Genomic DNA, 23562 nt, shown 5'->3' on the forward strand with positions numbered 1-23562 from the left:
TCGCGCTGCGCTCTCGAGCCTAGCCAGCGCCGCGGCCGCCGCGAGACGCCGGCAAGCGCGTATTCCGCCCCGATTTGCCGCATCGGCGAGAAAATGTATACGCTGTATACATGAGCGCGCCCGCCACCGCCGACCGCATCCTGCGCGCCGCCCGCGCCCTGTTCGAGCGCAGCGGCGTCGAAGCGGTGACCATGCGCGCCATCGCCAAGGCGGTCGGCATCACGCCGATGGCGATCTATCGCCACTTCCCGAACCGCGAGGCCCTGCTCCAACGCATCAGCGACGACAGCTTCCACGAGATCGCCCGCCACTGGAGCGCACGCAACGACGGCAGCGACGTGATCGCGCGTCTGCTCGCGGTGCAACGCATCTACCTCGACTACGCCCTGGCCCATCCGCATCTGTTCGACCATGCATTCTCGATGCGGCGCGAGCAGGCGCGCAGGTTCCCGGAGGATTTCCGCGCGCGCCGTTCGCCGACCTTGAACGTGGTCGCCGACGTAGTGATCGAAGCGCAGCAAGCCGGCCGCCTGCGTGCGGGCGATGCCTGGGACATCGCGATGAGCTTGTGGGCGCATACCCACGGTTTGATCGCGCTGTATCGCGCCGGCCGCTTCAGTTACGACGAACGCGAGTTCCGCCGCTTCTACGAGGCCTCGCTGCAGCGGTTGCTCGACGGCATCGGGGCCTGACAGGCGCGCACAAAAAGGCCCGGCACGAGGCCGGGCATCGTGCATACAAAAAAGCCCGGCACGAGGCCGGGCTTCAGGACGGCCCGGACTCTCGTCCGGACCGGAACCGTTGCGCGATCCGCGCTGCGCTCGGGCGCTCAGTACAGGCGCGGATCGAGCTTGCGCAGCGCTTCGCCTACGTCGACTTCGCCGGTGCGGTCGAGGTCGTCGCGGCTGTAACTGCGGCCGGCGCCGCCGATGCAGCCGTCCTTGCCGCGCGGCTGCAAGCGCGAGCCGGTGTGGCGCAGGCAATTCGGGTCGTGTTTGCGCTGCTCGGTCTTCGCCGCGAGGCGGGTGTCGGCCTGAGCATCGACTTCGGCGACGGCCGGCACGGAAGCCTTCGCCTCGACCTGGGCATCGACCTGCGCGGCGGTGGTTTGCGCGGTCGCTGCGAACGCGAAAGCGCTCAGCAGCGCAGCGAACATCAGACGTTTCATGGGACGGCTCCTGTGGACGGGCACGGGCTTCGATACGCGTTTCGACTGGTGTGCCAAGCCACGATACGCCTCCGCCGCGACCCGGGAACCTGCCCGGGCGCCAGCCGTTTAGGCGCGTGTCAGCCTCGCGGACAAGCCTCGCGGCGGCCGTTCTGGAAGGCCATGGCCTCGGCCTCGGTGGCCGGCCGCGGAACCAGGTCGTCGTCGAACAACACCCGCCAGACCCCGTCCTGGCCGCGGTGCCAGACCGACTGATAGGCGCCGATCGAGTAACGCGGCTCGGCGCCGGGTTCCAGCTTCTGGTACAGCGCCGGCCCGGTCGACCAGGCGACATCGCGCGCGCCGCCGATCGTGACCCGGGTCGGGTACCAACGCAGGCGCAGAGTCTTGCCCTCGATCAGGCCGGCCCAACGCTGGGCGATCTCGTCGCGGCCGCGGGTCGGTTGCGGGCTGCCCGAACCGAACGCGGCCTGCTCGTGCAGATGCGCGGCGAAGGCCTTAGCGTCGTGCTCGGCGATCGAGGCGGCGAAACTGAGTTCGCGCGCCCACACCGCGCATTCGTCGTCGCTGAGCGGCGCCACCGGCAGCGGCTTCGGCGGCGTCTGCGCCGCGGCCGCTACCGCGATCAACGCGAACGACAACGGCAGGGACAAGCGGGCGGCGCGGACGACAGGGCGCATGGCGGCGACTCGGTGGCGGGCTGTGCCCACTATCGACTCGCCCCGGCCGGCCCGCCAGCGACGGAAGTCATGCCGAGGGTCATACCCAAAATCATGCCCAGAGCCGTGCCCAAAGCCGTGCCCAAAGCCATGCCGACTCTGGCCGCTCGCCGCGCGGCCGCCCTCGCCGCCGGCCTGACATCGGCCGGCAACCGGCTGCCGTTATCATGTCGCGATGCGTTCGATTCTTTCCGCGGCTGCGTCCGCCCTGCTCGTTCTCGTCCTCGCCGCCTGCGCTCCGCCCACCCGCGTGGCGCCGCCGGCCGATACCCCGCTGCTGCTGATCTCGATCGACGGTTTCCGCGCGAGCTATTTCGAGCTCGGCCTGACCCCGCACATCGAACGCTTCGCCGGCGAAGGCGTGCGCGCGCAGTGGATGACCCCGTCGTATCCCTCGCTGACCTTCCCGAACCACTACACCCTGGTCACCGGCCTGCGTCCCGACCACCACGGCGTCGTCCACAACAGCATGAGCGACGAACAACTGGGGCGCTTCAAGATTTCCGACCGCAACGCCGTCGGCGAAACGCGCTGGTGGAACGGCGGCGAGCCGATCTGGATCGGCGCGCAAAAAGCCGGCCTGCGCAGCGCGACCCTGTTCTGGCCCGGCAGCGAAGCGCCGATCCACGGCCTGCGCCCGAACCGCTGGCGCCCGTTCGACGCCGCCATCGACGAGAACGCCCGCGTCGACGAAGTGCTGGCCTGGCTCGGCGAACCCGCCTCGACGCGCCCGCATGTGGCGACCCTGTACTTCGACGCTCTCGACCACGAAGGCCACGACCACGGCCCGAACTCCCCGCAAGTGCGCGAGGCCCTGGCCCGCATCGACGCCGCCATCGGCCGCCTGCTCGACGGCCTGGCCGCACGCAAGCAACTCGACCAGGTCAATATCGTCCTGGTATCCGATCACGGCATGGCCGAAGTCGCCCCGGGCCAGCGCATCGCGGTCGAAGACATGGTCACCCCGGAACAAGCGGTGGTGACTTCGCTCGGCCAATCGATCGGCATCATCCCCAACCGCGGCCACGAAGCCGAAGTCGAACAACGCCTGCTCGGCCCTCATGTGACCTACGACTGCTGGCGCAAGGCCGAACTGCCCGAGCATTGGCACTACGGCACCCACCCGCGGGTCCCGCCGATCGTTTGCCAGATGCACGAAGGCTGGGATGCGATCGAACGCGAGAAACTGCCCAAGGACGGCCTCGGGCAAACGCGAGGCTCGCACGGCTTCGACCCCGCCCTGCCCTCGATGCGCGCGATCTTCGTCGCCCGAGGCCCCGCCTTCAAACGTGGCGCGACGATTCCGGCGATCGACAACGTCGACGTGTACCCGCTGCTGGCGCGCCTGATCGGCATCCCTGCCGCGCACAACGACGGCGATATCGCGCCGCTGCTGCCGGCGTTGCGGGAACCCTGAGCGCGAGCGCGGCGCGGACCTACACGGAACCGCAACGCGCCGAGCCGACAGCGCCTCTGCGGGGTCGCGGCTTATGATCGAAGGAAATCCAGTAGGACGCCGCTCCTACCAGGGCGACAGACGGCAGCGCCGCGAGAACGAAGCCTCGCGGTCGCGGCTCGCGCCGCTCCTACCCTAAAACCAAGCCCCGGCAATCGCGCTCGCCGTTGTCGTTGTCGTTGTCGTTGTCGTTGTCGTGAAAGCTTGGCGCAGTACCGAGCTCGCGAGAACACTTGGAGACCCGGAGGGCGCCGCACAGGACGTGCGGCGTTTTCCGATAAGACAGGGACGTCTTATCGGAAAATCCCGGCGACAGCACCGCACTCGTGGCCTGTGCCCTTGCAAGGAGAGCCCTTTTCTTTGGTTACCTTTCTTTTGGGCTTAGCAAAAGAAAGTAACCCGGCCGCGTTAGCGGACGGAAGCTTTGCTCTTGCCTGAAGAAGAAAGCGTCGCGAATCCTTCCCCTGTAGGAGCGACGTAAGTCGCGACCGCGTCGCATCAGTTTCGCATCGATGCCGGCCGCAGCCCACCAGGGTAGGAGCGACGCAAGTCGCGACCACGCTGTGGCGGCCTTGCGGCGCCTCACTCAAGCAAGATCAATATCTAAATCAAACGCCAAAAGCTTCCGCCACTAAAGCGGCGGGTTACTTTCTTTTGTCATAAGCAACAAAAGAAAGCTAACCAAAGAAAAATGCTTTTCTTTGAATCAAGGGCCCGCACGTTCGATGCATCCGCGGGGATTTTTCATACGGGACATCCCTGTCCCGATGAAAAACGGCGCGCATCCCTGCGCGCCGCCCTCCGGGTCTTCTTTAGCCTTCGCGAATACGTGGCGACGCACAGCAACAGCAACAGCTAGGACTAGAACTAGAACTAGAACTAGGACTAGGACTAGGACATAGGGCTAGAGCTAGAGCTAGAGCTAGTACGACAGCATCGGGCAACTGGACCGCGTCAGCTGGACACCCCGTGCTCGCGGCTCGCGTCGCTCCGACCGCTCCAGCCAAAGCCAGCTCCCGATCTCCCCCGCATATCGGCTCCGCAAGCCAAGTACACCCCCTTCAGTATTGATGTCCGAATCCGGCGAGTCCCGTCCCCTCGCCGGTGCTAGCCTTGCTTCATGGACGCCCCCATCACCCCCGCCCCGACCGCCTCGCTGCCGCATTGGCGCGTCTGCGAACAGGCACGCTTCAGCCGCGATCCGCGCTTCGACGGCCTGTTCTTCACCGCCGTCACCAGCACCGGCATCTATTGCCGGCCGGTCTGCCCGGCGCCCGCGGCCAAGCGCGAGAACGTGGTCTATTACGGCCATGCCGCGGCCGCGGAAGCCGCCGGTTTCCGGCCCTGTCTGCGCTGTCGTCCGGAGTTGTCGCCGGGCGAAGGCGCATGGCGCCGCGGCGACGCCGCGGTGGCGCGTGCGCTCAAGCTCATCGACGAAGGCTTGCTGGCCGATCAGCCGCTGGCCGCCTTGGCCGAACGCGTCGGCGTGGGCGAGCGCCAACTGCGGCGCTTGTTCGTCGAACGCCTCGGCGCGCCGCCGATCGGCGTGCACGGCACGCGGCGGTTGTTGTTCGCCAAGCAACTGTTGACCGAAACCCGCCTGCCGATCACCGAGGTGGCGATGGCCGCCGGCTTCGGCAGCCTGCGCCGTTTCAACACCACGTTCCGCGAGGCCTACCGGATGGCGCCGCGCGATCTGCGTCGGCGCCCGAACGAAAGCCCCGACGGCGACGGCAATACCCTGACCCTGCGCCTGGGCTATCGCCCGCCCTACGATTTCGCGGCGATGCTCGACTTCCTGCGCGGCCGCGCCCTGCCCGGCGTCGAAGTGGTCGACGCGCACAGCTACAGCCGGGTAATCGGGCCGATCGAAGCGCCCGGCTGGCTGCGCGTCAGCGCCTGGCCCGGCGGCGAGCACGCGCTGAAACTGGAACTGCACGGGCCGAAGCCGGCGCGTCTGCTCGAAATCACCAATCGCCTGCGCCGCATGTTCGATCTCGACGCCGATCCGAACGCGATCGCCGCAGCGCTCTCGGTCGATCCGCGCCTCAAGCCCTTGCTGGCGAAACGCCCAGGGCTGCGCCTGCCGAGCGGTTGGGACGGTTTCGAGATCTCGGTGCGCGCGATTCTCGGCCAACAGGTCAGCGTCGCCGCCGCGCGCACCCTGGCGACGCGGCTCGCACAGCAGTTCGGCCAGGCCCTGCCCAAGCCTTTCGCCGCCGGCCTCGAACATCTGTTCCCGACACCGGAAGCCTTGGCCGATGCCGATCTCACCCAGATCGGCCTGACCCGCGCCCGCGCCGATACCGTGCGCACGGTGGCGCGCGCCTTGCTCGAAGGCCGCGTCGATTTCCGCGCCGAACGCACCCTCGACGATTTCGTCGCTCGCTGGGTCGCCCTGCCCGGCATCGGCCCGTGGACCGCGCACTACGTCGCGATGCGCGCGCTCGGCCACCCCGATGCGTTCCCGGCCGACGACTTGGTGCTGCAGAAAGCGGTGCCCGAAGACGGCGTGCGGATGAGCGCGAAGGCGCTCAACGCGCGCGCCGAAGCCTGGCGCCCGTGGCGGGCCTATGCGGTGATCCACGTCTGGCGCGACAGCGTGCCGGTGCCGATCGGTCACGCTGTCGGCGACACTACTCGACCGGTCGCGGCACCAGCGCGCGCCACGAAGAAACCCCGGAAAGCCGCATGATCACGTTCCAGCACATCGACAGCCCGGTCGGCCAATTGCTGCTCGCCAGCGCCGACGACGGCCTGCGGGTGATCGAGTTCGAAGCACCCTGGCATCCGGTCAAGCGCGGCGCCGATTGGCACGAGGGCGATAACGGCGTGCTGCTCGAAACACGCAAGCAACTCGGCGAATACTTCGCCGGCACGCGCCAGGAATTCGATCTGCCGCTGGCGCCGCACGGCACGCCGTTCCAGTTGCAGGTGTGGCGCACGCTGATGCAGATCCGCTGGGGCGAGACCTGGAGCTATGCGCAGATGGCCCGCCATATCGGCCAACCGACCGCGACGCGCGCGGTCGGCGCGGCCAATGGCCGCAATCCGCTGCCGATCGTGCTGCCCTGCCATCGCGTGATCGGCTCCGACGGCAGCCTGACCGGTTTCGGTGGTGGCTTGCCGACCAAGGAATTCCTGCTGACCCTCGAAGGCGTGCTGCCTCGACGGGTACCGATCGACGATCTGTTCGCACCGGCCTGAGCGCGAGCGATCAACGCTCGCGCAAGACGCCGATCGGGACATCCCTCAATCCGCGAGCAAGGCCCGCAAGGTCCGTCCGTAACGCGCGGCGACCGCGTCGCGATCGCGATGACGGCCTTCGGCGACGACCTGGCGGCCGCCGACATGGACCTCGCGCACCAGATTGCGGTTGCCGCTGAACAACCAACGGTCGATGTAATCCTCGTCGGTCGCGCCGGCGAAGGCCGGGGCGTCGCGGTCGAGGGTGAGGAAATCGCCGGCCAGGCTGATCGCATCGAAGCCGGTCGAGCGCTCGGCGCTCGCGACCACGCCGCGCAGCAAAGTCTCGCCGACGCTGGTCGAATGCGTGCCGACCGCGATGTTGCGGCGACGCGTGATCAGGCGCTGGCCGTATTCGAGCCAACGCAGCTCCTCGACCGGCGATACCGAGATATGCGAATCCGAACCGACGCCCCAGGCGCCGCCGGCGTCGAGGTAATCGCGCAGCGAGAACAGACCGTCGCCGAGATTGGCCTCGGTGGTGGTGCAGATCGCCACGGTCGCGCCGCTGTCGGCGATGCCCCGCACTTCGCCGGCATCGAGATGGGTCGCGTGCACCAGGGTCCAGCGTTCGTCGACTTCGGCATGATCGAGCAACCAGCGCACCGGCCGCGCCTTGCGAATCGCCAGGCAGTCCTCGACTTCGGCGATTTGTTCGGCGATGTGCACGTGCACGCGGCTGTCGTCCGGCAACGCCGCCAGCACCTCGCGCATCGGCGCCTCCGGCACCGCGCGCAGGCTGTGCAGGCAGCAACCGACCTTCAGCAGTTCATCGGACTCGCTGCGCAAAGTGTCGAGCAAACGCAGATAAGCATCGACGTCATGGCCGAAACGGCGCTGACGCTCGCCGAGCGGGCGTTCGTCGAAACCGCCGGTCATGTACAGCACCGGCAGCAAGGTCATGCGGATGCCGGTTTCGCGCGCGGCCTCGATCAGGGCGCGCGACATCGCCGCCGGGTCGGCATAAGGACGGCCGTCCGGGGCGTGGTGCAGGTAGTGGAATTCGCAGACCGTGGTGTAGCCGGCTTCGAGCATCTCGACATAGAGCTGGCTGGCGACCGCGTGCAGCGACTCCGGCGTGAAACGCCCGGCGAAGCGGTACATGGTCTCGCGCCAGGTCCAGAAACTGTCCTTGGGGTCGCTCTGGCGCTCGGCCATGCCGGCCATCGCACGCTGGAAAGCATGCGAATGCAGGTTGGCGACGCCCGGCACGATGCGTTCGATGATGGTGTCGTCGCGGCGCCAGCCGGCGGGCGTCCAGAGAGCGGCTTGGTCTGAGGTGGTCATGCGCGCATTCTCGCCTGCGCGGGCGCGCGATGCGACCGTCGTGGCGCGGCGGCCAGGATCGGTTGGCCAAGGTCGGCTGGCTATGGTCGGCTGGCTGAAATCGGCCGGGCAGAATCGCCCATGTAGAATCGGCCCATGAGCACCGCATCCCATCCTGCCGGCGGCGGCCGCTACGACGGCCTCATCGTCGGCGCCTCGCTGGCCACCCTCGACGCCACGCAGGGCTACGGCGAGATCGCCGACGCCGCCCTGGCCTGGCGCGACGGCCGCATCGCCCACATCGGCCCGCGCAACGCGCTCGGCGCCGACCCGGCGAGCCTGGCCGAAAGCGTGATCGAAGCCGACGGCTGGATCACCCCGGGCCTGGTCGACTGCCACACCCACCTGGTCTTCGCCGGCGACCGCGCGCGCGAGTTCGAGCAGCGCCTGCAGGGCGCGAGCTATGAAGAAATCGCCCGCGCCGGCGGCGGCATCGTGTCCAGCGTGCGCGCGACCCGCGCGGCCGACGAAGCCGAATTGCTGCGCCAGTCGCTGCCGCGCGCCCGCGCCCTGCTCGCCGACGGCGCCACCACCCTGGAAATCAAGTCCGGCTACGGCCTGGACTTCGATAACGAACGCAAGATGCTGCGGGTGGCGCGCGCACTCGGCGAGGCTCTTGGCGTCGAGGTGCGCGCGACCTATCTGGCCGCGCATGCCTTGCCGCCCGAGTACGCCGGGCGCGCCGACGATTACATCGACGCGGTCTGCGCATGGATGCCGCGCCTGCACGCCGAAGGCCTGATCGACGCGGTCGATGCGTTCTGCGAGGGCATCGGCTTCAGCCCCGGGCAGACCCGTCGTGTGTTCGAGGCCGCGCGCGCGCTCGGCCTGCCGGTCAAACTGCACGCCGACCAGCTCAGCGATCTCGGCGGCGCCGCCCTGGCCGCGAGTTTCGACGGTCTGTCGGCCGACCATGTCGAACACACCTCGCTCGACAGCGTGCGTGCGATGGCCGCGCACGGCACGGTCGCGGTGCTGCTGCCGGGCGCGTTCCATGTCCTGCGCGAAACCAAACTGCCACCGCTCGACGCCTTCCGCGAACACGGCGTGGCGATGGCGGTGGCGACCGACTGCAACCCCGGCACCTCGCCCTTGCTGTCGATGCGCCAGGCCATGCAGTTGTCGTGCACGCATTTCCGCCTGACCCCGGAAGAAGCCCTGCGCGGCGCCACCGTGCATGCGGCGCGCGCCCTCGGCCTGGCCGATCGCGGCGTGCTGCGGGTCGGCGCGCGCGCCGATTTCGTGCAGTGGCGCATCGGCCACCCCTCGGAGCTGTGTTACTGGCTCGGTGGCGGTCTGGCGCAACGCGTGTTCGCGGGTGGGCGATTGCTGTCGGGTGCCCTTTAAGGTTCGGCCGTCTGGGATCTGCGGGTAGGAGCGGCGCGAGCCGCGACCGCGTCGGCTCCCTGCGGCGTTGGCCCGGTCCCGAATCGAATTTTGAGACTTCCACCGGGCTGCGCCGGCTTGCTCGCGCTTGCGCAGCGATCGGCCAGGAAACGGTCGCGGCTTGTGACCGAAGGAAATCCAGTAGGACGCCGCTCCTACCCTTGAGAAGCAGCGCAACCGCGTAGCCGCGAGCTGGCATCGGTGATTCTGCGCATACGCTGCGCCGCCGCAAGGCAGCCGCGGCGCGCTGTTGTAGGCTGGCTGCCCGATGCGGCATTACGCCGTCTTCGCTGTCTACCTGGAGGTACCGTGCGGACCGTTCTCGCTCTTGCCCTGCTCCTGTCGTCGCCTTTCGCGCTCGCCGACCAGCCTCTGAGCGCGGGCCAGCGCTTCGCCCAGGACGCGATCATCGTCGATACCCATATCGACGCGCCGAGCGGACTGCTGCGGCACTGGAACGACCTCGGCGTCGACACGCCGAAGGTCGAGTTCGACTATCCGCGCGCGCGCCAGGGCGGGCTCGACGTCGCCTTCATGTCGATCTACACCTCGCCCGGCGAAGATGCCGCCGGCACCGCGCAACAGACCGCGCACACCCAGATCGACGCGGTCGAAGCGATGATCGGCCGCCATCCGGACAAGTTCGCCCTGTTGCGTTCGCCGGCCGACCTGGAACGCCTACACGAACGCGGCCAACGGGTGCTGCTCGCGCTCGGCATGGAGAACGGCGCGCCGATCGGCGACGACCTCGCCCAGCTCGCGCGTTTCCACGACCGCGGCGTGCGCTACATCACGCTCGCCCATGGCCAGGACAACCGCATCAGCGATTCGTCCTACGACAAGCACCGCAAGTGGAAAGGCCTGAGCCCGTTCGGCGAACAGGTCGTCGACGAAATGAACCGGCTCGGCATCATGGTCGACGTCTCGCATCTGTCCGACGACGCCGTTCTCGATGTGCTCGCGCGCAGCAAGGCGCCGGTGATCGCCAGCCATTCCGGCCTGCGCCATTTCACCCCGGGCTTCGAGCGCAACCTCAGCGACGAGCTCGCCAAGGCGGTCGCGGCGAAGGGCGGCGTGGTCCAGATCGTGTTCGGCAACGCCTTCGTCGACCCGGCCTCGGCCGCCGACACCCAGGGTTATTTCGACGCCAACGCCAAGTTCGAAAAGGAACAGGCTGCCGCACGCGCACGCGGCGAAACCGTGCAGTCTCAGGAATCCTTCGACCAGGCCTGGGAGAAATCGCACCCGTCGCGCGCGGTCAAGATCGATGCGGTGCTGAACCAGATCGACTACGGCATCAAGCTGCTCGGCGCCGATCATGTCGGCATCGGCTCGGATTTCGACGGCGTCAGCGGCGCCTTGCCGGACGGCCTGAAGTCGGTCGCCGATTATCCGAATCTGATCGAGGGCCTGAAGGCGCGCGGCCACTCCGACGAAACCATCCGCAAGGTGCTCGGCGGCAATCTGCTGCGGGTATGGAGCGCGGTCGAGAAGCTGGCGCAGAAGTCGTAAGGCCGGCCGCGAACGCGGGACGTTCGCGGCATCGGCATTCGCGGCGGTTGCATTCGCACCAGGCACATCCGCACCAGTTACATCTGCACCAGTTACATCTGTGCCAATTACATCTGCGGCATCGCCACTGCGATGGCAAGACCGCTAGAACGCAGAAGCCCGGCTTGCGCCGGGCTTCCGCTATCGCACGTACGAGCCCGCTTAGAAGCTGGCGCGCACGCCCAGGTTGAACTGGCTGTTCTTGTCGCCGAATTCGGCTTCGCCGACGATGCCCCAGGTCTCGTTGAACTTGACCAGTGCGCCGATCGTGCCGCTGAATTCGCCGTCGTAGACGTCGCCGTCGGTGTAGTTGGCCTTGATCCAGCCTTCGAAGTTCGCCGCCAGGTCGCCGCGCAGGCCGAGCGAAGCGCGGTAGTCGTCGCCTTCGACGGCTTCTTCGTCTTCGACGTCGATTTCGGTGCGCAGGTAGCTCAGCTCACCGGTCCAGTCGACGCGGTCGGACAGCGTGTGGTGGTAGCCCAGGCCGATCTGGTACTGGGTGGAGTCGATGTCGACTTCGCCGAGGTAGCTGCCGGCGTAGCTGACTTCGATATCGTCGCTGCCCTGGCGGTAGCCGCCGAACAGGTGCATGGCATCGTTCAACGCGACCGAACCGGCGATGTAACCGCCAGCGGCCTTCGGGTCCTCGATATCGAGGTCTTCGTCAACGGTGACCAGTTCGATCTTCTGCACCGAGTAGCCGGCTTCGACGTGGGTGTAGCTCAGGCCGTCGGCAGCGGCGGCCGCAGACGAGGCCATGGCCAGCGCAAGCGCCAGCGCGAGTTGCTTCTTCATAAATCCCCTTGATCCTTCGAAATGTGATGACCGTTCCCTTCCTCGGGAACGCGCGCATCTTAATGAAAAAATTACATCTTGTCTTTGTGTGCCCGATGGCATGGCGCGGCGCGGAAAACCCGTTGAAACGGGTTTCCGCCGCCCCGTCGCCCGGGCCTTCGCCGGCAAACAAAAGGACAAAAAAAAGCCCCGCGATGCGGGGCTTTCTCGAACAGCGTCGGCGTTGAGGCCGGCTTATTCCTTGGCAGCGGTCTTCTTGGCCACGACCTTCTTGGCCGGTGCCTTGGTCGCGCTCTTGACGGCGGTCTTCTTCGCTGCCGGCGCGGCGGCGGTGCCGGTCGCCTTGCTCACGGCCTTGCGGGCGTTGCCGTAGCTGGAGTTGTAGCGCTTGCCCTTGGCGGTCTTGCGGTCGCCTTTACCCATGGTCGTGCTCCTAATTAAGACGTTCTACAGTTGAATCGAATGGTGGTCCGCGCAGGCTGCAGGCGATTTCGCCGGGGGCCGAGGCCGGGTGTCCGGCGCTGCGCGGCCGCGCGCGAGGCTGCGAAGCCTAGCACAAGCGTCGATCCGAGGCGTCCGCAGCCGCTCCGGCGGGCGCTCAGTGGGCGCAGCTGGCGTCGTGGACGTGGCTGTGGTTCAGGCGCAGGTTGGCCAGGTGGGCCAGGCCGACCAGGGTGCCGCCGAAGGTCATGGCGATGGCGTGCGGCAGGGTCGAGCCGTGCAGCGGCGGGTACAACACGCCGATCCACAGCACGCTCAAGCCCGGAACCAACAGCGACAGCGCGCGCACGGCGTGGTGGCGGCGATAGCCGGAGATCAGGCTGGCGGTGCCGAGCATGGTGGCGAAGATGACGAAGGCCAGTTCGAAGCCGTCGTCGAACCAACCGGCGAAGCCCAACGAGGGCAGCACCGCGATCAGCAACGGCAATGCCGCGCAATGAACGGCGCAGGCCAGCGAGCCGAAGGCGCCGATCCGGTCGATTAAGCCGCGTAGCAATGAAGACATGGGGGGATGACTTCTGGGATGGTTGTCAATCGGTAAACGTTACTTTATAACATTTCACCATCCCCCGCCAGTTCATCGTCAGCCGGTTCATCATGCCCAAGCCCATCCGTTCATTCCTCGGCGCACGTCGCAGCGCGCTCACCATCGCCCTTACCCTGGCCCTGCCGGCCGCGCTGGCCACCGCCCAGGCCAATGCCCAGGAGCCGCCTGCGGGCACCGCCAGCGACACCCGCCACGACAAGGCTACCAGCCTCGACGCCGTTGTCGTCACGGCCACCCCGCTGCAGTCCAGCGCCGAGGAACTGGCCCAGCCGGTCGAGGTGCTGGCCGGCGAGAAGCTCGACGAAGCGCGCGGCACCACCCTCGGCGAGACCATCGGCAAGCTGCCCGGCGTGCAGAGCTCCAACTTCGGCGCCGGCGTGGGCCGCCCGATCATCCGCGGCCTGGAAGGCCCGCGCGTCGGCGTGCTGACCGGCGGCCTGGCCAGCCAGGACGTGTCCACCGTCAGCCAGGATCACAACGTCACCGTCGAGCCCTTCCTCGCCGACCAGATCGAAGTGCTCAAGGGCCCGGCCACCCTGCTCTACGGCAGCGGCGCGATCGGCGGCGTGGTCAACGTGGTCGACGGCCGCATCGCCGAGCGCCCGCTCGACGAAACCGTGTCCGGCCGCGCCGAGATCCGCCACGACACCGTCAACGACGGCGTCACCGGCATGGCCCGCGTCGATGCGATGGGCGCCGACGGCGCCCTGGTGCTGCATGCCGACGGCGTGTACCGCAACAACAAGGATTACGAAACCCCGCTCGGCCGCCAGCGCAACAGCTTCGTCGACACCAAGACCGGCGCGCTCGGCGCCTCGCTGGTCGGCGACCTGGGCTTCCTCGGCTTCTCCGCCGCGCGCTATGAAGACCGTTACGGCAACCCCGGCGAACCCGGCGATGCGCTCGAAGGCGAAGCGCCGGTACACATCGACATGAAGCAGAACCGCTTCGAGCTGAAAGGCGGCATCAACCAGGCCTTCGGCATTTTCAGCGGCCTGCGCGCGAGCGTGGCCAACACCGAATACGAGCACATCGAATTCGAAGGCGACGAAGTCGGCACGCGCTTTCTCAGCGACGCCACCGAAGGCCGCCTGGAACTGACCCACAAGCCGTTCGGCGGCTGGGTCGGCGCGGTCGGCGTGCAGGGCTACGAGCGCAAGTTCCAGGCGATCGGCGAAGAGGCCTTCGTGCCCAAGACCAAGACCCGCGCCGCTGGTTTGTTCGTCACCGAACAGCGCACCTGGGACCCGCTGCAGCTCGAACTCGGCGCGCGCGTCGACAAGATCGAAAGCTCGCCGTTCGGCGCGGCCAAGCGCGACTTCACCCCGGTCAGCCTGTCGGCCGGCGCATTGTGGAAATTCAGCGACGCCTGGCGCCTGAGCCTCAACCTCGACCGCGCCGAACGCGCGCCGGCCGAAGAGGAATTGTTCGCCCACGGCCTGCACGCAGCCACCGCCTCGTTCGAGATCGGCGACGCCGATCTGCGCAAGGAGCGCGCCAACCAGGTCGAACTGGGCGTGCATTACCACGGCGCGAAATTCGAGGCCAAGCTCGCCGCCTACCAGACCCGCTTCGACGGCTTCATCTATCTGCTCGACACCGGCGAGATCGAAGACGACAGCCCGGTGCGCCAGTGGAGCCAGGCCGACGCCAAGTTCACCGGTTTCGAGGGCGAAGCGATCGCGCACCTGTTCGACGGCGACGCCGGCAAGTTCGACGTGCGCGTGTTCGGCGACAGCGTCCGCGCCAAGCTCGACAACGGCGGCAACCTGCCGCGCATCGCGCCGGGCCGCGTCGGCGGCGAATTGCGCTGGGACGCCGATTCCTGGCGCGCCTCGCTCGGTGCGACCCGTTACATGAAGCAGGACAAGGTCGCGGCCAACGAAACCCCGACCGACGGCTACACCCTCGTCGACGCCCACCTGGCCTACCACTGGGACGCGGGCAACCTGGGTTACGAGGTCTTCCTCAACGGCAGCAACCTGACCGACCAGGAAGCGCGGGTGCACACCTCCTTCCTCAAGGACAGCGTGGTGTTGCCCGGCCGCGGCGTCGACTTCGGCGTGCGGGTGTTCTTCTGACGGCGCTTTCCTGCATCGGCGCCACCTGACTTCGGGGTTCTCAACGATCTCTCTCCCAGTCGTGTCGTGACCTATCCCCGTGGCCCAGACGCCGACCTCGTGTCGGCGTTTGCGGTAGCGAAGCAAATAGGTGTATATACACCTAATGAGCGCCCGAACCGAGCCCGCCGCCGTCCCGACCCAGAGCGTCTGCACCTGCTTTCGCATGCGCAAGCTGGCGCGGCTGATGAGCCAGCGCTACGACCAGGCCCTGGCGCCAGCGGGGATCAACCTCAACCAGTATTCGATCTTGCGCCGCACCGGCGGCAAGGGCCGTCCGCTCGGCGAAATCGCCCGCGAGCTCGGCATGGACCGCACCACCCTGAGCCGCGACCTCAAGCCGCTGGTCGAATCGAACTGGATCGAGAGCGTGCCCGGCCTGGATGCACGTCAGCGCCGCCTGCGCATCACCGACGAAGGCCGGCGGGTGATCGAACGCGCGCAACCGCTATGGCGACAGGCGCAGGACCGGATCGATCAAGGCCTGGGCGCCGAAGGCGTCGCCGCCCTGCATGCGCAGTTGGACCGCGCGATCGCGCAGTTGCAGGACGATGGCGCATGAGCGCCCGGCCGCCATTGAAGCGACGCAAACGAGTGCATGCGCGTACGACCGCGGCATCGCGTCCAGAGGCCTGGCCTCGCCCTTCGCATCACGTCGTGAGCGACCGCACTGATCCGATCCTTCTGAATCGCCGCCCGTCCCCTTCCCCGCCGTGATCCCCACCTACGCAGGATCCCCATGAACGCCACGCCGCCCTCGACCACGATCAAGCCCGCTTCCTATTGGCCGCTGTTGCTTGCCGCCACCGCGACGCTGATGATCACCATGGGCATCCGCCAGTCGCAGGGCTTGTTCGTCAAACCGATCGGCCAAAGCACCGGGCTCGGCATCGCCGAGATCAGTTTCGCCCTGGCAATCGGCCAGTTCGTCTGGGGCGCGGTGCAACCGGTGTTCGGCGCGCTGGCCGATCAACGCGGGCCGGGGCGCGTGCTCGTATTCGGCGGCGTGCTGTTGATCGCCGGCATGGGGCTGACGCCGTTCGTGTCGTCGCAATGGGGCTTGATGGTGACGCTCGGCCTGCTCGGCGCGGCCGGTGCCGGCGCCGGCAGTTTCTCGATCCTAATCGGCGCCACCGCGCAGCGTTTGCCGGCGGAAAAACGCTCGATGGCGGCCGGTTTCATCAATGCCGGCGGCTCGCTCGGCCAGTTCGTGTTCGCGCCGCTGGTGCAGGCGGTGATCGCCGCCTCGGGCTGGATGATGGCGATGTGGACGCTCGCCGCCGCGGCCGTCGCGACCTTGCCGCTGGCCTGGCCGTTGCGTCGCCGTACGCCGCCCGCCGCTGCGCATGGAAGCGTCGCCGCCGCGCCCGCGGCCGAGCTCGGCCTGCGCGCGCAGTTGCGCATCGCCTTGCGCGACCCGAGTTATTGGATGCTGCACGTGGGCTTTTTCACTTGCGGCTTCCACATCGCCTTCCTGGTCACCCATCTGCCCGGCGAGATCGCCCTGTGCGGTTTGTCCGACAACGTCTCGGCGGTGGCGTTGGCCTTGATCGGTTTGTTCAACATCGCCGGCAGCCTCGCCGCCGGCTGGCTCGGTCAGCGCTATCGCATGAAGCATCTGCTTGCGCTGATGTACGCCAGCCGCGCGGCGATGATCGCGATCTATCTGATCTCGCCGCCGACGCCGTTGACCTTCTACCTGTTCGCCGCCGGCCTGGGCCTGACCTGGCTGGCGACGGTGCCGCCGACCGCGGGCCTGGTCGGCAAACTGTTCGGGCCGCGTTACCTGGGCACCCTGTTCGGCCTGACCCTGTTCTCGCACCAGATCGGCGGCTTTTTCGGCGCCTGGTTCGGCGGCATCGCGATGGCGAAGTTCGGCGACTACACCTGGATGTGGTACGCCGACATCGTGCTCGCCTTGTTGGCGGCGGTGGCGAATCTGCCGATCCGCGAAGCGAAACCGGTCATGACGGGATTAGCGCCGGCGAAGGCATGAGTTGTCCCCTCGTCGGAGGGAACGAATCATCAAGGCAAGACGTTCCCCCTTTTGAGAAAGGGGCCGGGGGATTTGCTTTTGCCTGCTGATGACAACGAAGCCACAGCAAGAACAAATCCCCCTCGCCAGTCGTCGCTAATCTGGCTTCGTGCCGCGCAGGGCTCAGCCCCCTTTGCTTAAGGGGGCGAATTCACGGTGGCCGCTCAGCTAAGGGAGGTTCGCGCGACTACGCTGTCACGCAAATCCCGAATCCCGAATCCCGAATCCCGAATCCCGAATCCCGAATCCCGAATCCCGAATCCAGCTTAAGCCTTCGCCTGCACGCAATCGGCGCACATGCCGTGCACTTCCAGGGTTTGCGCCTGCGGCACGAAGCCGAGCGCGCGGGCGCGGCCTTCGAGCAGGTCGACGATGCGCTCGTCTTCCAACTCGGTCGCCGACTGGCAGCTGTCGCAGATCAGGAACGGCACCGCGTGCTGGGCGCCGCCCGGGTGATGGCAGCCCACATAGGCGTTGATCGAGGCGAGCTTGTGGATGAAACCGTGCTCGAGCAGGAAATCCAACGCGCGGTAGATCGTCGGCGGCGCGGCGGCGTCGTGGGTGGCCTTCATCTGGTCGAGCAGATCGTAGGCCTTCATCGGCTTGCCGGCGTCGGCGATCAGGCGCAGGGCATGGGCGCGGATGGGAGTCAGCCGCAAGCCGCGCTGTTCGCAGGCCCGCTCCACCTCCTGCACGAAGGCGTTGCCGTCGTGGACGTGGTGCTGGGGGTCGGTACAGGCGTGGCTGGTGCTCATGGCGGACTCCATTATCGCGGCGCGATGCTTCCTACGCAGGGAGTTTAGTGAGGGCGGCGTCGATGCGTTGCAAGGCCTGGGCCTGGCCGGCCAGGTACACCGTATGCGAAATGTCCGGGCTGACCTGGGTGCCGGTGATCGCCACCCGCAGCGGCTGGGCGACCTTGCCCATGCCGATGGCCAGGGCTTCGGCGGTCTCGTGCAGGGCTGCCGACACGGTCTCGGCGGTCCAGGCGCTGAGCTGGCCCAGGCGGGTGCGGGCCTCGGCTAGCGGCGCGCGGGCATTCGCGGTCAGATGCTTGGCGACTGCCGCATCGTCGTACTCGGTCAGCGGCCGGTACCAGACCGAGGCGCGCTCGGCCATGTCCTTCAGGGTCTGCACGCGGTCGCGCAGGGCGATCACCACGTCGGCCGGCGCCGGGCCGCTGGCCAGGTCGTAGCCGTTGTCGAGCAAATGCCATTCCAGGTGCTTGCCGACCGCCACCGGGTCGTCGCTCTTGAGGTATTGCTGGTTGAGCCAGCCGAGCTTGGCCGAGTCCAGGCGCGAGGCCTTGGAATTGACGTCCTTGAGCTCGAACAAACGGGTCATCTCCTCGATCGAGAAGATCTCCTGGTCGCCGTGCGACCAGCCCAGGCGGACCAGATAATTCAGCAGCGCGTGCGGCAGATAACCGGCGTCGCGGTACTGCATGACGTCGGCCGCGCCGGTGCGCTTGGAGAGCTTGTTGCCCTCCTCGTCCAGGATCATCGGCAGGTGCGAGAAATGCGGCACCGGCGCGCCCAGCGCCCGATAGATGTTGATCTGGCGCGGGGTGTTGTTGACGTGGTCGTCGCCGCGCACGACATCGCTGATGCGCATGTCGAGGTCGTCGACGACGACGGCGAAGTTGTAGGTCGGGTAGCCGTCGGCGCGGAAGATCACCAGATCGTCGAGTTCGTTGTTGGCGATCTCGATGCGCCCCTTGACCTTATCCTCGAACACCACCGTGCCGTCGAGCGGGTTCTTGAAGCGGATCACCCGGTTCGGGTCGTTGCGGAAGGGTTCGTTGCGGTCGCGGTAGGCGCCGCTGTAACGCGGCTTCTCCTTCGCCGCCATCGCCGCATCGCGCGCCGCGGCCAACTCTTCCTTGGTCTCGTAGGCGTAATAAGCCGTGCCGGCCGCGACCATCTGCTCGGCGACCTCGCGATAGCGCTGCAGGCGGTGGGTCTGGTAGATCGGGCCTTCGTCGTAGTCCAGGCCCAGCCACTGCATCGCCTCCAGGATCGCGTCGATCGCGGCCTGGGTGCTGCGCTCCTGGTCGGTGTCCTCAATGCGCAGGATGAACTGACCGCCCGCGCGGCGCGCCTCCAGCCAGCAATACAGCGCGGTGCGCGCGCCGCCGATGTGCAGATAACCGGTGGGACTGGGGGCGAAACGGGTGCGGCAGGTCATGCGGGGCTCGGTGAATCCTGGGAGACCGGGGATTTTAACGGAGCCGGGGCACGGGCGTCGGGAAAAGCCGCGGGCGAACGCCACGACCCAGGCTGGCAGCAAGGAGCCGAGCCGGGTGCGCGCACCTGCGTCACCGCCTCCCAGTCCCGCGATTGCGGTGAAACCCAGGCCCCGCATCGATCCGGTTCCCGCCCTGCACTCGCTCGTCCATCGCCCGGCCAGCTCCCCCACAGCGCGCCCCGGCAACGACCCTGGCTAAACTAAGCCCATGACGACCCTCTTCATCTCCGACCTCCATCTCGACGCCGAGCGTCCGCAGATCACCGAACTGTTCGGCCGCTTCGTCCGCGAAGAAGCCCGCGGCGCCGATGCGCTGTACATCCTCGGCGACCTGTTCGAGGCCTGGGTCGGCGACGACGACCCGTCCGAGACCGGCGCCTTCGTCGCGCACGAACTCAAGGCCCTCGCCGACAGCGGCGTGCCGGTGTATTTCATCCGCGGCAATCGCGACTTCCTGCTCGGCCAGGACTACGCCCGGCGCGCCGGCATGACCGTGTTGCCCGACCCCGCGGTGGTGTCGTTGTACGGCCACCCGACCTTGATCGGCCATGGCGACCTGCTTTGCACCGACGATGTCGCCTATCAGCAGTTCCGCGCCCAGACCCGGCACCCGGCCTGGCAGGCGCAGTTCCTGTCGCAACCGCTGGCGGCGCGTCTGGCCTTCGCGCAACAGGCGCGCGCGGCGAGCAAGGCGCATCAGGCCGGCCTGCGCGACGACGGCCGCATGGAAACCATCACCGACGTATCGCCGGCCACCGTCGCCGAGACCTTCGCGTGTTACGGCATCGACCGCATGATCCATGGCCACACCCACCGCCCCGCCGTGCACGAGCTGGACGTCGCCGGACGCGCCTGCCGGCGCATCGTGCTCGGCGATTGGTACGAGCAAGGCTCGGTGCTGCGCGTCGATCGCGACGGCGCACGCCTGCAGACGCTGGACTGAGCGCATCGCTTACGGCTCCGCCGCAGAAACGAAAACGCCCGGACGCGTAGTCCGGGCGCTCGCATAGGCGCTTGAATCGAACCCGACCCAAGCGCCCCGCCGCATCGGAACCGATGCGGCTTGGAAGCTACTTCTCGGGAAGCTGCTTAGAAGCGCACCTCGGCGGTCAGGAAGGCCTGGCGCGGCGCGCCCGACTGCACGGTGTAGTTCAGGCCGCGCGGATCGGAAGCGACGAAACCGTTGGTGCCGAGGCTGCCGAAGTACTGCTTGTCGAAGGCATTGGTCAGGTTCAACTGCAGCTTGAACGCATCGGCCCAGGACAGCTCCTTCCACTCGTACGACGCCGAGGCATCGACCACCCAGAAACCCGAGACCGCCGAATCGTTGAGGTAGGTCAGATAACGCTTGTCGGTGTACTTGGCGCCGAGCTGCAGCAACAGGCCGTCGCGTTCCCAGCGCACTTCGGTGGCGTACAGACGCTTCGGCGCATCGACCACCTGCTTGCCCTTGGTGCGGACCAGGGTGGTGCCGTCGAGATAATCCGACTCGTACTGCGAATCGTTGAAGGCCAGCGAGTGGTACCAGCTGAAGCCGGCGAACGGCTTCCACACCACGGTCACTTCGGCGCCGCGGCTCTCGACGTCGCCGACGTTGGCGAAGCTCGAGGCGCAGCCGACGATGCCGGCGCAACGCGCGATGGCGAGCAAACGATTCTCGAAGTTGACCCGGTACACCGCCACCGAGGCCTCGATCTGCTCGCGGCTGGTGCGCAGGCCCGCTTCCAGGGTCTTGGAGCTTTCCGGTTCCAGCGAGGCGACAGCGGCATTGAACGCGGCCTGCGAGGTCGAATGCGGGCCGTTGACGCCGGTACGGAAGGCCGACAGATTCTCGCTGTAGGAGCCGAAGATTTCCTCGTGCTCGCTCAGCTGCCAGCGCGCGCCGAGCTGCGGCAGGAAGTTGTCTTCCGAAACCAGCTTGCCGCTGGCGCGGCTGGCGCCGCCGATCAGAGTCTTGCCGTCGGTCTCCACGCGCAGGCCCTTGAAGCCGGCATCGATCGCCAGGCGGCCGCCGATGAACTCCATGTGGTCCATCACGTAGTACTGGCGCGTGTCGGTATCGAAGCGCTGGCGGAACACGCGCGCGCTGGGGTTATGGTAGAAGAAGATCTCGTTCGGCGGCTCGTTGCGCTGCAGGTCGTAGAAGTTGCGCTGCACGCCGTGGGCGTTCTTTTCCAGCCACAGGCCGGCCTGCAGGCGGTGGTCGCCGATCTGCCAGGTCAGGCTCGGCATGATGCCGGTGCGTTCGATGTCGTACTCGGTGGTACGCATGCGCAGCGGCACGGTCGGCGAGACCGAGTACGGCGTCGCCCAGTGACCCTGGCCCTTGTTGTTGTGGTAATACGCGGTAGCCGCCAGCACCAGGTCGTCGCTGACGTTCCAGTCGGCGCTGAGGTAGGCCAGGTCGTCGTCGCGCACGCCGCGGGCGATGTAATACGCATCGTCGAGGCTGGTGACGCCGCCGCTGAACTTGCCGTTGGCGGCGTCGATCGCGCGCTGCCAGTCGTTGGCGTAGTTGTCCCAATCCATGCCGAGGCGGCGCGCGGATTCGAGCGAAAGATCGGCGTAGTCGGTCTCGCGGCGGCGCGAGGTCGCGGCGAAGCCGGTCACTTTGACGTCGTCGTTGGCGTAGACGAACTTACCGTTGAACTGGCCGTTGCGCTGCGGGCCGTCGCCCTTCCACTTGTCGGTGGTGTGGAACACGCCGCTGAGGTAGGCGCTGAAGCCGTTGTGGTCGCCGGTGTCGATGCGCGCATAGGTGCGGCTGGTGGCGTCGCTGCCGACGGTCTGGGCCAGGCGCAGGCCGTACTCGGCCATCGGGTCGGCGCTGAAGAAGCGCAAGGTGCCGCCGAGGTTGCCCGAGGACGCGGTGTCGATCGCGCCGCTGCCCTGCGAAAGTTCCGCACCGGACAGGTTTTCGGCGGCGATCGCGCGGCTGATGTGCAGGCCGTTGTGGTTGCCGTAGCTCATGTCGCCGAGCGGCACGCCGTCGAGGGTGAAACCGAGCTGCTGCTGCGAGAAGCCGCGGATGCTGAGCTTGCTCGACCACTCGTAATTGCCCCAGGGATCGGAGCTCTGGAAGTGCACGCCGGGCAGCTTGGCCATGACCTTGAGCGGGCTGGTGCCGGCGGCCACGCGCTGCAGATCCTGCTTGCCCAGCGATTGCACCTGGCGGGTCTGGCCGGTGCCGACCACGGAGACCGCATCGAGGGTGGTGGCGTCGTCGACCGCGCCCGCACCGACCGCGGCGGTGGCCGGATCGACAGCGGCAGTGGTGGCGGTTTCTGCGGCGAGGCTGTTGCCGGCGTACAGGCAGAACAGAATCGAGGCGGCGAGGAGCGTCGTCTTCGTCGTCATTTCAGGGGAACTTCCAAATCAGAGTGGCCGCCGCGCGTAATGCGCAGTCCGCTCTTGGGCGGCGTCAGAGCGAAGCCCGGAAGTCTGTCGACTCGGTGTGAACGGGATATTGCAGAACGGCGTCAGTTGATCGAGTCGGCGCTGACACTGTGCGCAGATTGCACGCGCAGCTGGCTGCCGTGGAGCGATGCATTGGCGCCTGCGGCGCTGCCCTCCCCCCAGCCCTCCGGTCAACGGGAACGGGTGCCAAGCGGGAGATGGGCTTTAGTTACAGGGGCCGACGGAGGCTCAACGCGCGGCGAAGGCTTCCAGCATGCGCAGTTCTTCGTCGTCGAAGCCGGCGGCGCTGCGCGCATCGAAATTGAACGGGCCGTACAGCACGGCGCGCGCGTATTCGGCGAGCAGTTCGCGGAAACGCGGCAGCGGGTCGATGCCGGCGCGTTCGCAGTACCAACGGTACCAATGCGAGCCGGCGGCGACATGGGCGACTTCTTCGCGCAGGATGGTTTCGAGGATCGTCACCGTCGCCTCGTCGCCGAGCGAGCGCAGCTTGACGATCATGCCCGGGGTCACGTCGAGCCCTCGCGCTTCCAGCACGCGCGGCACCAGGGCCATGCGCGCCAGGCCGTCGTGCGCGGTCTTCTCGGCCATTTCCCACAGGCCGTTGTGGGCATCGAAATCGCCGTAGTCGTAGCCGAGTTCGCGCAGGCGGTTGCGCAGCAGGCTGAAATGCCGCGCCTCGTCGTTGGCCACGCCGACCCAGTCGGCATAGAACTGCGCCGGCAGGCCGCGGAAGCGATAGACCGCGTCCCAGCCCAGGTCGATGGCGTTGAATTCGATGTGGGCGATGGCGTGCACGAATGCGGCGCGGCCGTCGGCCGTGCCGAAGCCGCGCTTGGGCAACTCGCGCGGATGCACCAGCGCCGGCCTGGCCGGCCGGCCCGGCATGCGGATCGGCTCGGGCGGCGGCGCATCGTCGGGCAGTGCGAGCTCGCCGCGGGCGAAGGCCTGCGCGGCGGCGAAGGTCATCTCGACCTTCGCCTCGGGGGTGGCGGCGTCCAGGCAGGCGCGCGCGGCGTCGAACAGCGAAGTCACCGCGCGCACTCCG

21 protein-coding genes are annotated in these 23562 nt (G+C 67.6%); 11 read left to right on the forward strand and 10 right to left on the reverse strand.

Annotation, left to right across the window (positions count from 1 at the left end):
* The first annotated feature begins 110 nt into the window (after nucleotides 1-110).
* On the forward strand, nucleotides 111-692 hold the full coding sequence (locus tag ACKN61_RS17990; protein ID WP_408950680.1) for a TetR/AcrR family transcriptional regulator: 582 nt from the start codon (nucleotides 111-113) through the stop codon (nucleotides 690-692).
* Between the two features lie 137 nt (nucleotides 693-829).
* On the opposite strand, the gene ACKN61_RS17995 is transcribed toward ACKN61_RS17990, so the two are convergent.
* Together ACKN61_RS17995 and ACKN61_RS18000 are read right to left on the reverse strand one after the other, a co-directional pair.
* Entirely contained in the window at nucleotides 830-1168 is a 339-nt protein-coding gene (locus tag ACKN61_RS17995) for a hypothetical protein (RefSeq protein ID WP_408950681.1), read from the reverse strand.
* 119 nt (nucleotides 1169-1287) lie between these two features.
* Nucleotides 1288-1848 (reverse strand): YybH family protein, encoded by a 561-nt coding sequence (locus tag ACKN61_RS18000; protein ID WP_408950682.1) that lies wholly within the window; start codon nucleotides 1846-1848, stop codon nucleotides 1288-1290.
* Nucleotides 1849-2062: 214 nt separating this feature from the next.
* Between ACKN61_RS18000 and ACKN61_RS18005 the strand changes: the two genes are divergently transcribed.
* From ACKN61_RS18005 to ACKN61_RS18015, 3 genes are all read left to right on the forward strand, one after another.
* Nucleotides 2063-3304, forward strand: coding sequence for an ectonucleotide pyrophosphatase/phosphodiesterase (locus ACKN61_RS18005; protein ID WP_408950683.1), 1242 nt, complete (start codon nucleotides 2063-2065; stop codon nucleotides 3302-3304).
* Between the two features lie 1159 nt (nucleotides 3305-4463).
* Nucleotides 4464-6038, forward strand: coding sequence for an AlkA N-terminal domain-containing protein (locus ACKN61_RS18010; protein WP_408950684.1), 1575 nt, complete (start codon nucleotides 4464-4466; stop codon nucleotides 6036-6038).
* Complete coding sequence (locus ACKN61_RS18015) at nucleotides 6038-6550, forward strand: methylated-DNA--[protein]-cysteine S-methyltransferase (protein WP_031373015.1); 513 nt, start codon at nucleotides 6038-6040, stop codon at nucleotides 6548-6550. The genes ACKN61_RS18010 and ACKN61_RS18015 overlap by 1 nt, the downstream gene beginning before the upstream one ends.
* A 45-nt stretch (nucleotides 6551-6595) precedes the next feature.
* On the opposite strand, the gene ACKN61_RS18020 is transcribed toward ACKN61_RS18015, so the two are convergent.
* Entirely contained in the window at nucleotides 6596-7876 is a 1281-nt protein-coding gene (locus tag ACKN61_RS18020) for a formimidoylglutamate deiminase (RefSeq protein ID WP_408950685.1), read from the reverse strand.
* A 135-nt stretch (nucleotides 7877-8011) separates the two neighbouring features.
* Between ACKN61_RS18020 and hutI the strand changes: the two genes are divergently transcribed.
* A complete protein-coding gene (gene hutI / locus ACKN61_RS18025; RefSeq protein ID WP_408950686.1) occupies nucleotides 8012-9262 on the forward strand; it encodes an imidazolonepropionase in 1251 nt (416 codons plus the stop codon).
* 348 nt (nucleotides 9263-9610) lie between these two features.
* A complete protein-coding gene (locus ACKN61_RS18030) occupies nucleotides 9611-10813 on the forward strand; it encodes a dipeptidase (protein WP_408950687.1) in 1203 nt (400 codons plus the stop codon).
* A gap of 201 nt (nucleotides 10814-11014) precedes the next feature.
* Here ACKN61_RS18030 and ACKN61_RS18035 read toward each other — a convergent pair whose 3' ends face one another.
* Complete coding sequence (locus ACKN61_RS18035) at nucleotides 11015-11647, reverse strand: outer membrane beta-barrel protein (protein ID WP_223620381.1); 633 nt, start codon at nucleotides 11645-11647, stop codon at nucleotides 11015-11017.
* A gap of 26 nt (nucleotides 11648-11673) precedes the next feature.
* On the opposite strand from ACKN61_RS18035, the gene ACKN61_RS18040 reads away from it, so the two are divergent.
* Entirely contained in the window at nucleotides 11674-11874 is a 201-nt protein-coding gene (locus ACKN61_RS18040; protein WP_408950688.1) for a hypothetical protein, read from the forward strand.
* A 7-nt stretch (nucleotides 11875-11881) separates the two neighbouring features.
* On the opposite strand, the gene ACKN61_RS18045 is transcribed toward ACKN61_RS18040, so the two are convergent.
* Nucleotides 11882-12070, reverse strand: coding sequence for a 30S ribosomal protein THX (locus tag ACKN61_RS18045; protein WP_031373010.1), 189 nt, complete (start codon nucleotides 12068-12070; stop codon nucleotides 11882-11884).
* A 175-nt stretch (nucleotides 12071-12245) separates the two neighbouring features.
* Nucleotides 12246-12653, reverse strand: a complete 408-nt coding sequence (locus ACKN61_RS18050) for a MerC domain-containing protein (RefSeq protein WP_408950689.1) — start codon at nucleotides 12651-12653, stop codon at nucleotides 12246-12248.
* Between the two features lie 92 nt (nucleotides 12654-12745).
* Between ACKN61_RS18050 and ACKN61_RS18055 the strand changes: the two genes are divergently transcribed.
* The 3 genes from ACKN61_RS18055 to ACKN61_RS18065 all read left to right on the forward strand — a co-directional run bounded on the left by ACKN61_RS18055 (nucleotide 12746) and on the right by ACKN61_RS18065 (nucleotide 16811).
* Complete coding sequence (locus tag ACKN61_RS18055; RefSeq protein WP_408950690.1) at nucleotides 12746-14776, forward strand: TonB-dependent receptor; 2031 nt, start codon at nucleotides 12746-12748, stop codon at nucleotides 14774-14776.
* Between the two features lie 145 nt (nucleotides 14777-14921).
* On the forward strand, nucleotides 14922-15377 hold the full coding sequence (locus ACKN61_RS18060; protein ID WP_408950691.1) for a MarR family winged helix-turn-helix transcriptional regulator: 456 nt from the start codon (nucleotides 14922-14924) through the stop codon (nucleotides 15375-15377).
* Between the two features lie 177 nt (nucleotides 15378-15554).
* Complete coding sequence (locus tag ACKN61_RS18065; RefSeq protein ID WP_408950692.1) at nucleotides 15555-16811, forward strand: MFS transporter; 1257 nt, start codon at nucleotides 15555-15557, stop codon at nucleotides 16809-16811.
* Nucleotides 16812-17116: 305 nt separating this feature from the next.
* Here ACKN61_RS18065 and ACKN61_RS18070 read toward each other — a convergent pair whose 3' ends face one another.
* Nucleotides 17117-17605 carry a transcriptional repressor gene (locus ACKN61_RS18070; protein WP_036149149.1) on the reverse strand — a complete coding sequence of 163 codons (489 nt, stop codon included), beginning with the start codon at nucleotides 17603-17605 and terminating at the stop codon, nucleotides 17117-17119.
* A 31-nt stretch (nucleotides 17606-17636) separates the two neighbouring features.
* Nucleotides 17637-19037 carry a glutamate--tRNA ligase gene (gene gltX / locus ACKN61_RS18075; protein ID WP_408950693.1) on the reverse strand — a complete coding sequence of 467 codons (1401 nt, stop codon included), beginning with the start codon at nucleotides 19035-19037 and terminating at the stop codon, nucleotides 17637-17639.
* Between the two features lie 268 nt (nucleotides 19038-19305).
* On the opposite strand from gltX, the gene lpxH reads away from it, so the two are divergent.
* A complete protein-coding gene (gene lpxH, locus ACKN61_RS18080) occupies nucleotides 19306-20040 on the forward strand; it encodes a UDP-2,3-diacylglucosamine diphosphatase (RefSeq protein ID WP_408950694.1) in 735 nt (244 codons plus the stop codon).
* Nucleotides 20041-20186: 146 nt separating this feature from the next.
* Here lpxH and ACKN61_RS18085 read toward each other — a convergent pair whose 3' ends face one another.
* Both ACKN61_RS18085 and ACKN61_RS18090 read right to left on the reverse strand, forming a co-directional pair.
* Entirely contained in the window at nucleotides 20187-22454 is a 2268-nt protein-coding gene (locus tag ACKN61_RS18085; RefSeq protein WP_408950695.1) for a TonB-dependent receptor, read from the reverse strand.
* A gap of 288 nt (nucleotides 22455-22742) precedes the next feature.
* On the reverse strand, nucleotides 22743-23558 hold the full coding sequence (locus tag ACKN61_RS18090; RefSeq protein WP_408950696.1) for a ferritin-like domain-containing protein: 816 nt from the start codon (nucleotides 23556-23558) through the stop codon (nucleotides 22743-22745).
* Between the last annotated feature and the right edge of the window lie 4 nt (nucleotides 23559-23562).

Source organism: Lysobacter sp. Hz25 (assembly GCF_046097045.1).
GTDB classification, from domain to species: Bacteria; Pseudomonadota; Gammaproteobacteria; order Xanthomonadales; family Xanthomonadaceae; genus Lysobacter; species Lysobacter antibioticus_B.

Excerpts from the sequence above, each read along its gene's own strand:
- ACKN61_RS17990 (WP_408950680.1), top strand. The coding sequence starts at position 111 with ATGAGCGCGCCCGCCACCGCCGACCGCATCCTGCGCGCCGCCCGCGCC.
- ACKN61_RS17995 (WP_408950681.1), bottom strand. The coding sequence starts at position 1,168 with ATGAAACGTCTGATGTTCGCTGCGCTGCTGAGCGCTTTCGCGTTCGCA.
- ACKN61_RS18000 (WP_408950682.1), bottom strand. The coding sequence starts at position 1,848 with ATGCGCCCTGTCGTCCGCGCCGCCCGCTTGTCCCTGCCGTTGTCGTTC.
- ACKN61_RS18005 (WP_408950683.1), top strand. The coding sequence starts at position 2,063 with ATGCGTTCGATTCTTTCCGCGGCTGCGTCCGCCCTGCTCGTTCTCGTC.
- ACKN61_RS18010 (WP_408950684.1), top strand. The coding sequence starts at position 4,464 with ATGGACGCCCCCATCACCCCCGCCCCGACCGCCTCGCTGCCGCATTGG.
- ACKN61_RS18020 (WP_408950685.1), bottom strand. The coding sequence starts at position 7,876 with ATGACCACCTCAGACCAAGCCGCTCTCTGGACGCCCGCCGGCTGGCGC.
- hutI (WP_408950686.1), top strand. The coding sequence starts at position 8,012 with ATGAGCACCGCATCCCATCCTGCCGGCGGCGGCCGCTACGACGGCCTC.
- ACKN61_RS18035 (WP_223620381.1), bottom strand. The coding sequence starts at position 11,647 with ATGAAGAAGCAACTCGCGCTGGCGCTTGCGCTGGCCATGGCCTCGTCT.
- ACKN61_RS18040 (WP_408950688.1), top strand. The coding sequence starts at position 11,674 with ATGACCGTTCCCTTCCTCGGGAACGCGCGCATCTTAATGAAAAAATTA.
- ACKN61_RS18045 (WP_031373010.1), bottom strand. The coding sequence starts at position 12,070 with ATGGGTAAAGGCGACCGCAAGACCGCCAAGGGCAAGCGCTACAACTCC.
- ACKN61_RS18050 (WP_408950689.1), bottom strand. The coding sequence starts at position 12,653 with ATGTCTTCATTGCTACGCGGCTTAATCGACCGGATCGGCGCCTTCGGC.
- ACKN61_RS18055 (WP_408950690.1), top strand. The coding sequence starts at position 12,746 with ATGCCCAAGCCCATCCGTTCATTCCTCGGCGCACGTCGCAGCGCGCTC.
- ACKN61_RS18060 (WP_408950691.1), top strand. The coding sequence starts at position 14,922 with ATGAGCGCCCGAACCGAGCCCGCCGCCGTCCCGACCCAGAGCGTCTGC.
- ACKN61_RS18065 (WP_408950692.1), top strand. The coding sequence starts at position 15,555 with ATGAACGCCACGCCGCCCTCGACCACGATCAAGCCCGCTTCCTATTGG.
- ACKN61_RS18070 (WP_036149149.1), bottom strand. The coding sequence starts at position 17,605 with ATGAGCACCAGCCACGCCTGTACCGACCCCCAGCACCACGTCCACGAC.
- gltX (WP_408950693.1), bottom strand. The coding sequence starts at position 19,037 with ATGACCTGCCGCACCCGTTTCGCCCCCAGTCCCACCGGTTATCTGCAC.
- lpxH (WP_408950694.1), top strand. The coding sequence starts at position 19,306 with ATGACGACCCTCTTCATCTCCGACCTCCATCTCGACGCCGAGCGTCCG.
- ACKN61_RS18085 (WP_408950695.1), bottom strand. The coding sequence starts at position 22,454 with ATGACGACGAAGACGACGCTCCTCGCCGCCTCGATTCTGTTCTGCCTG.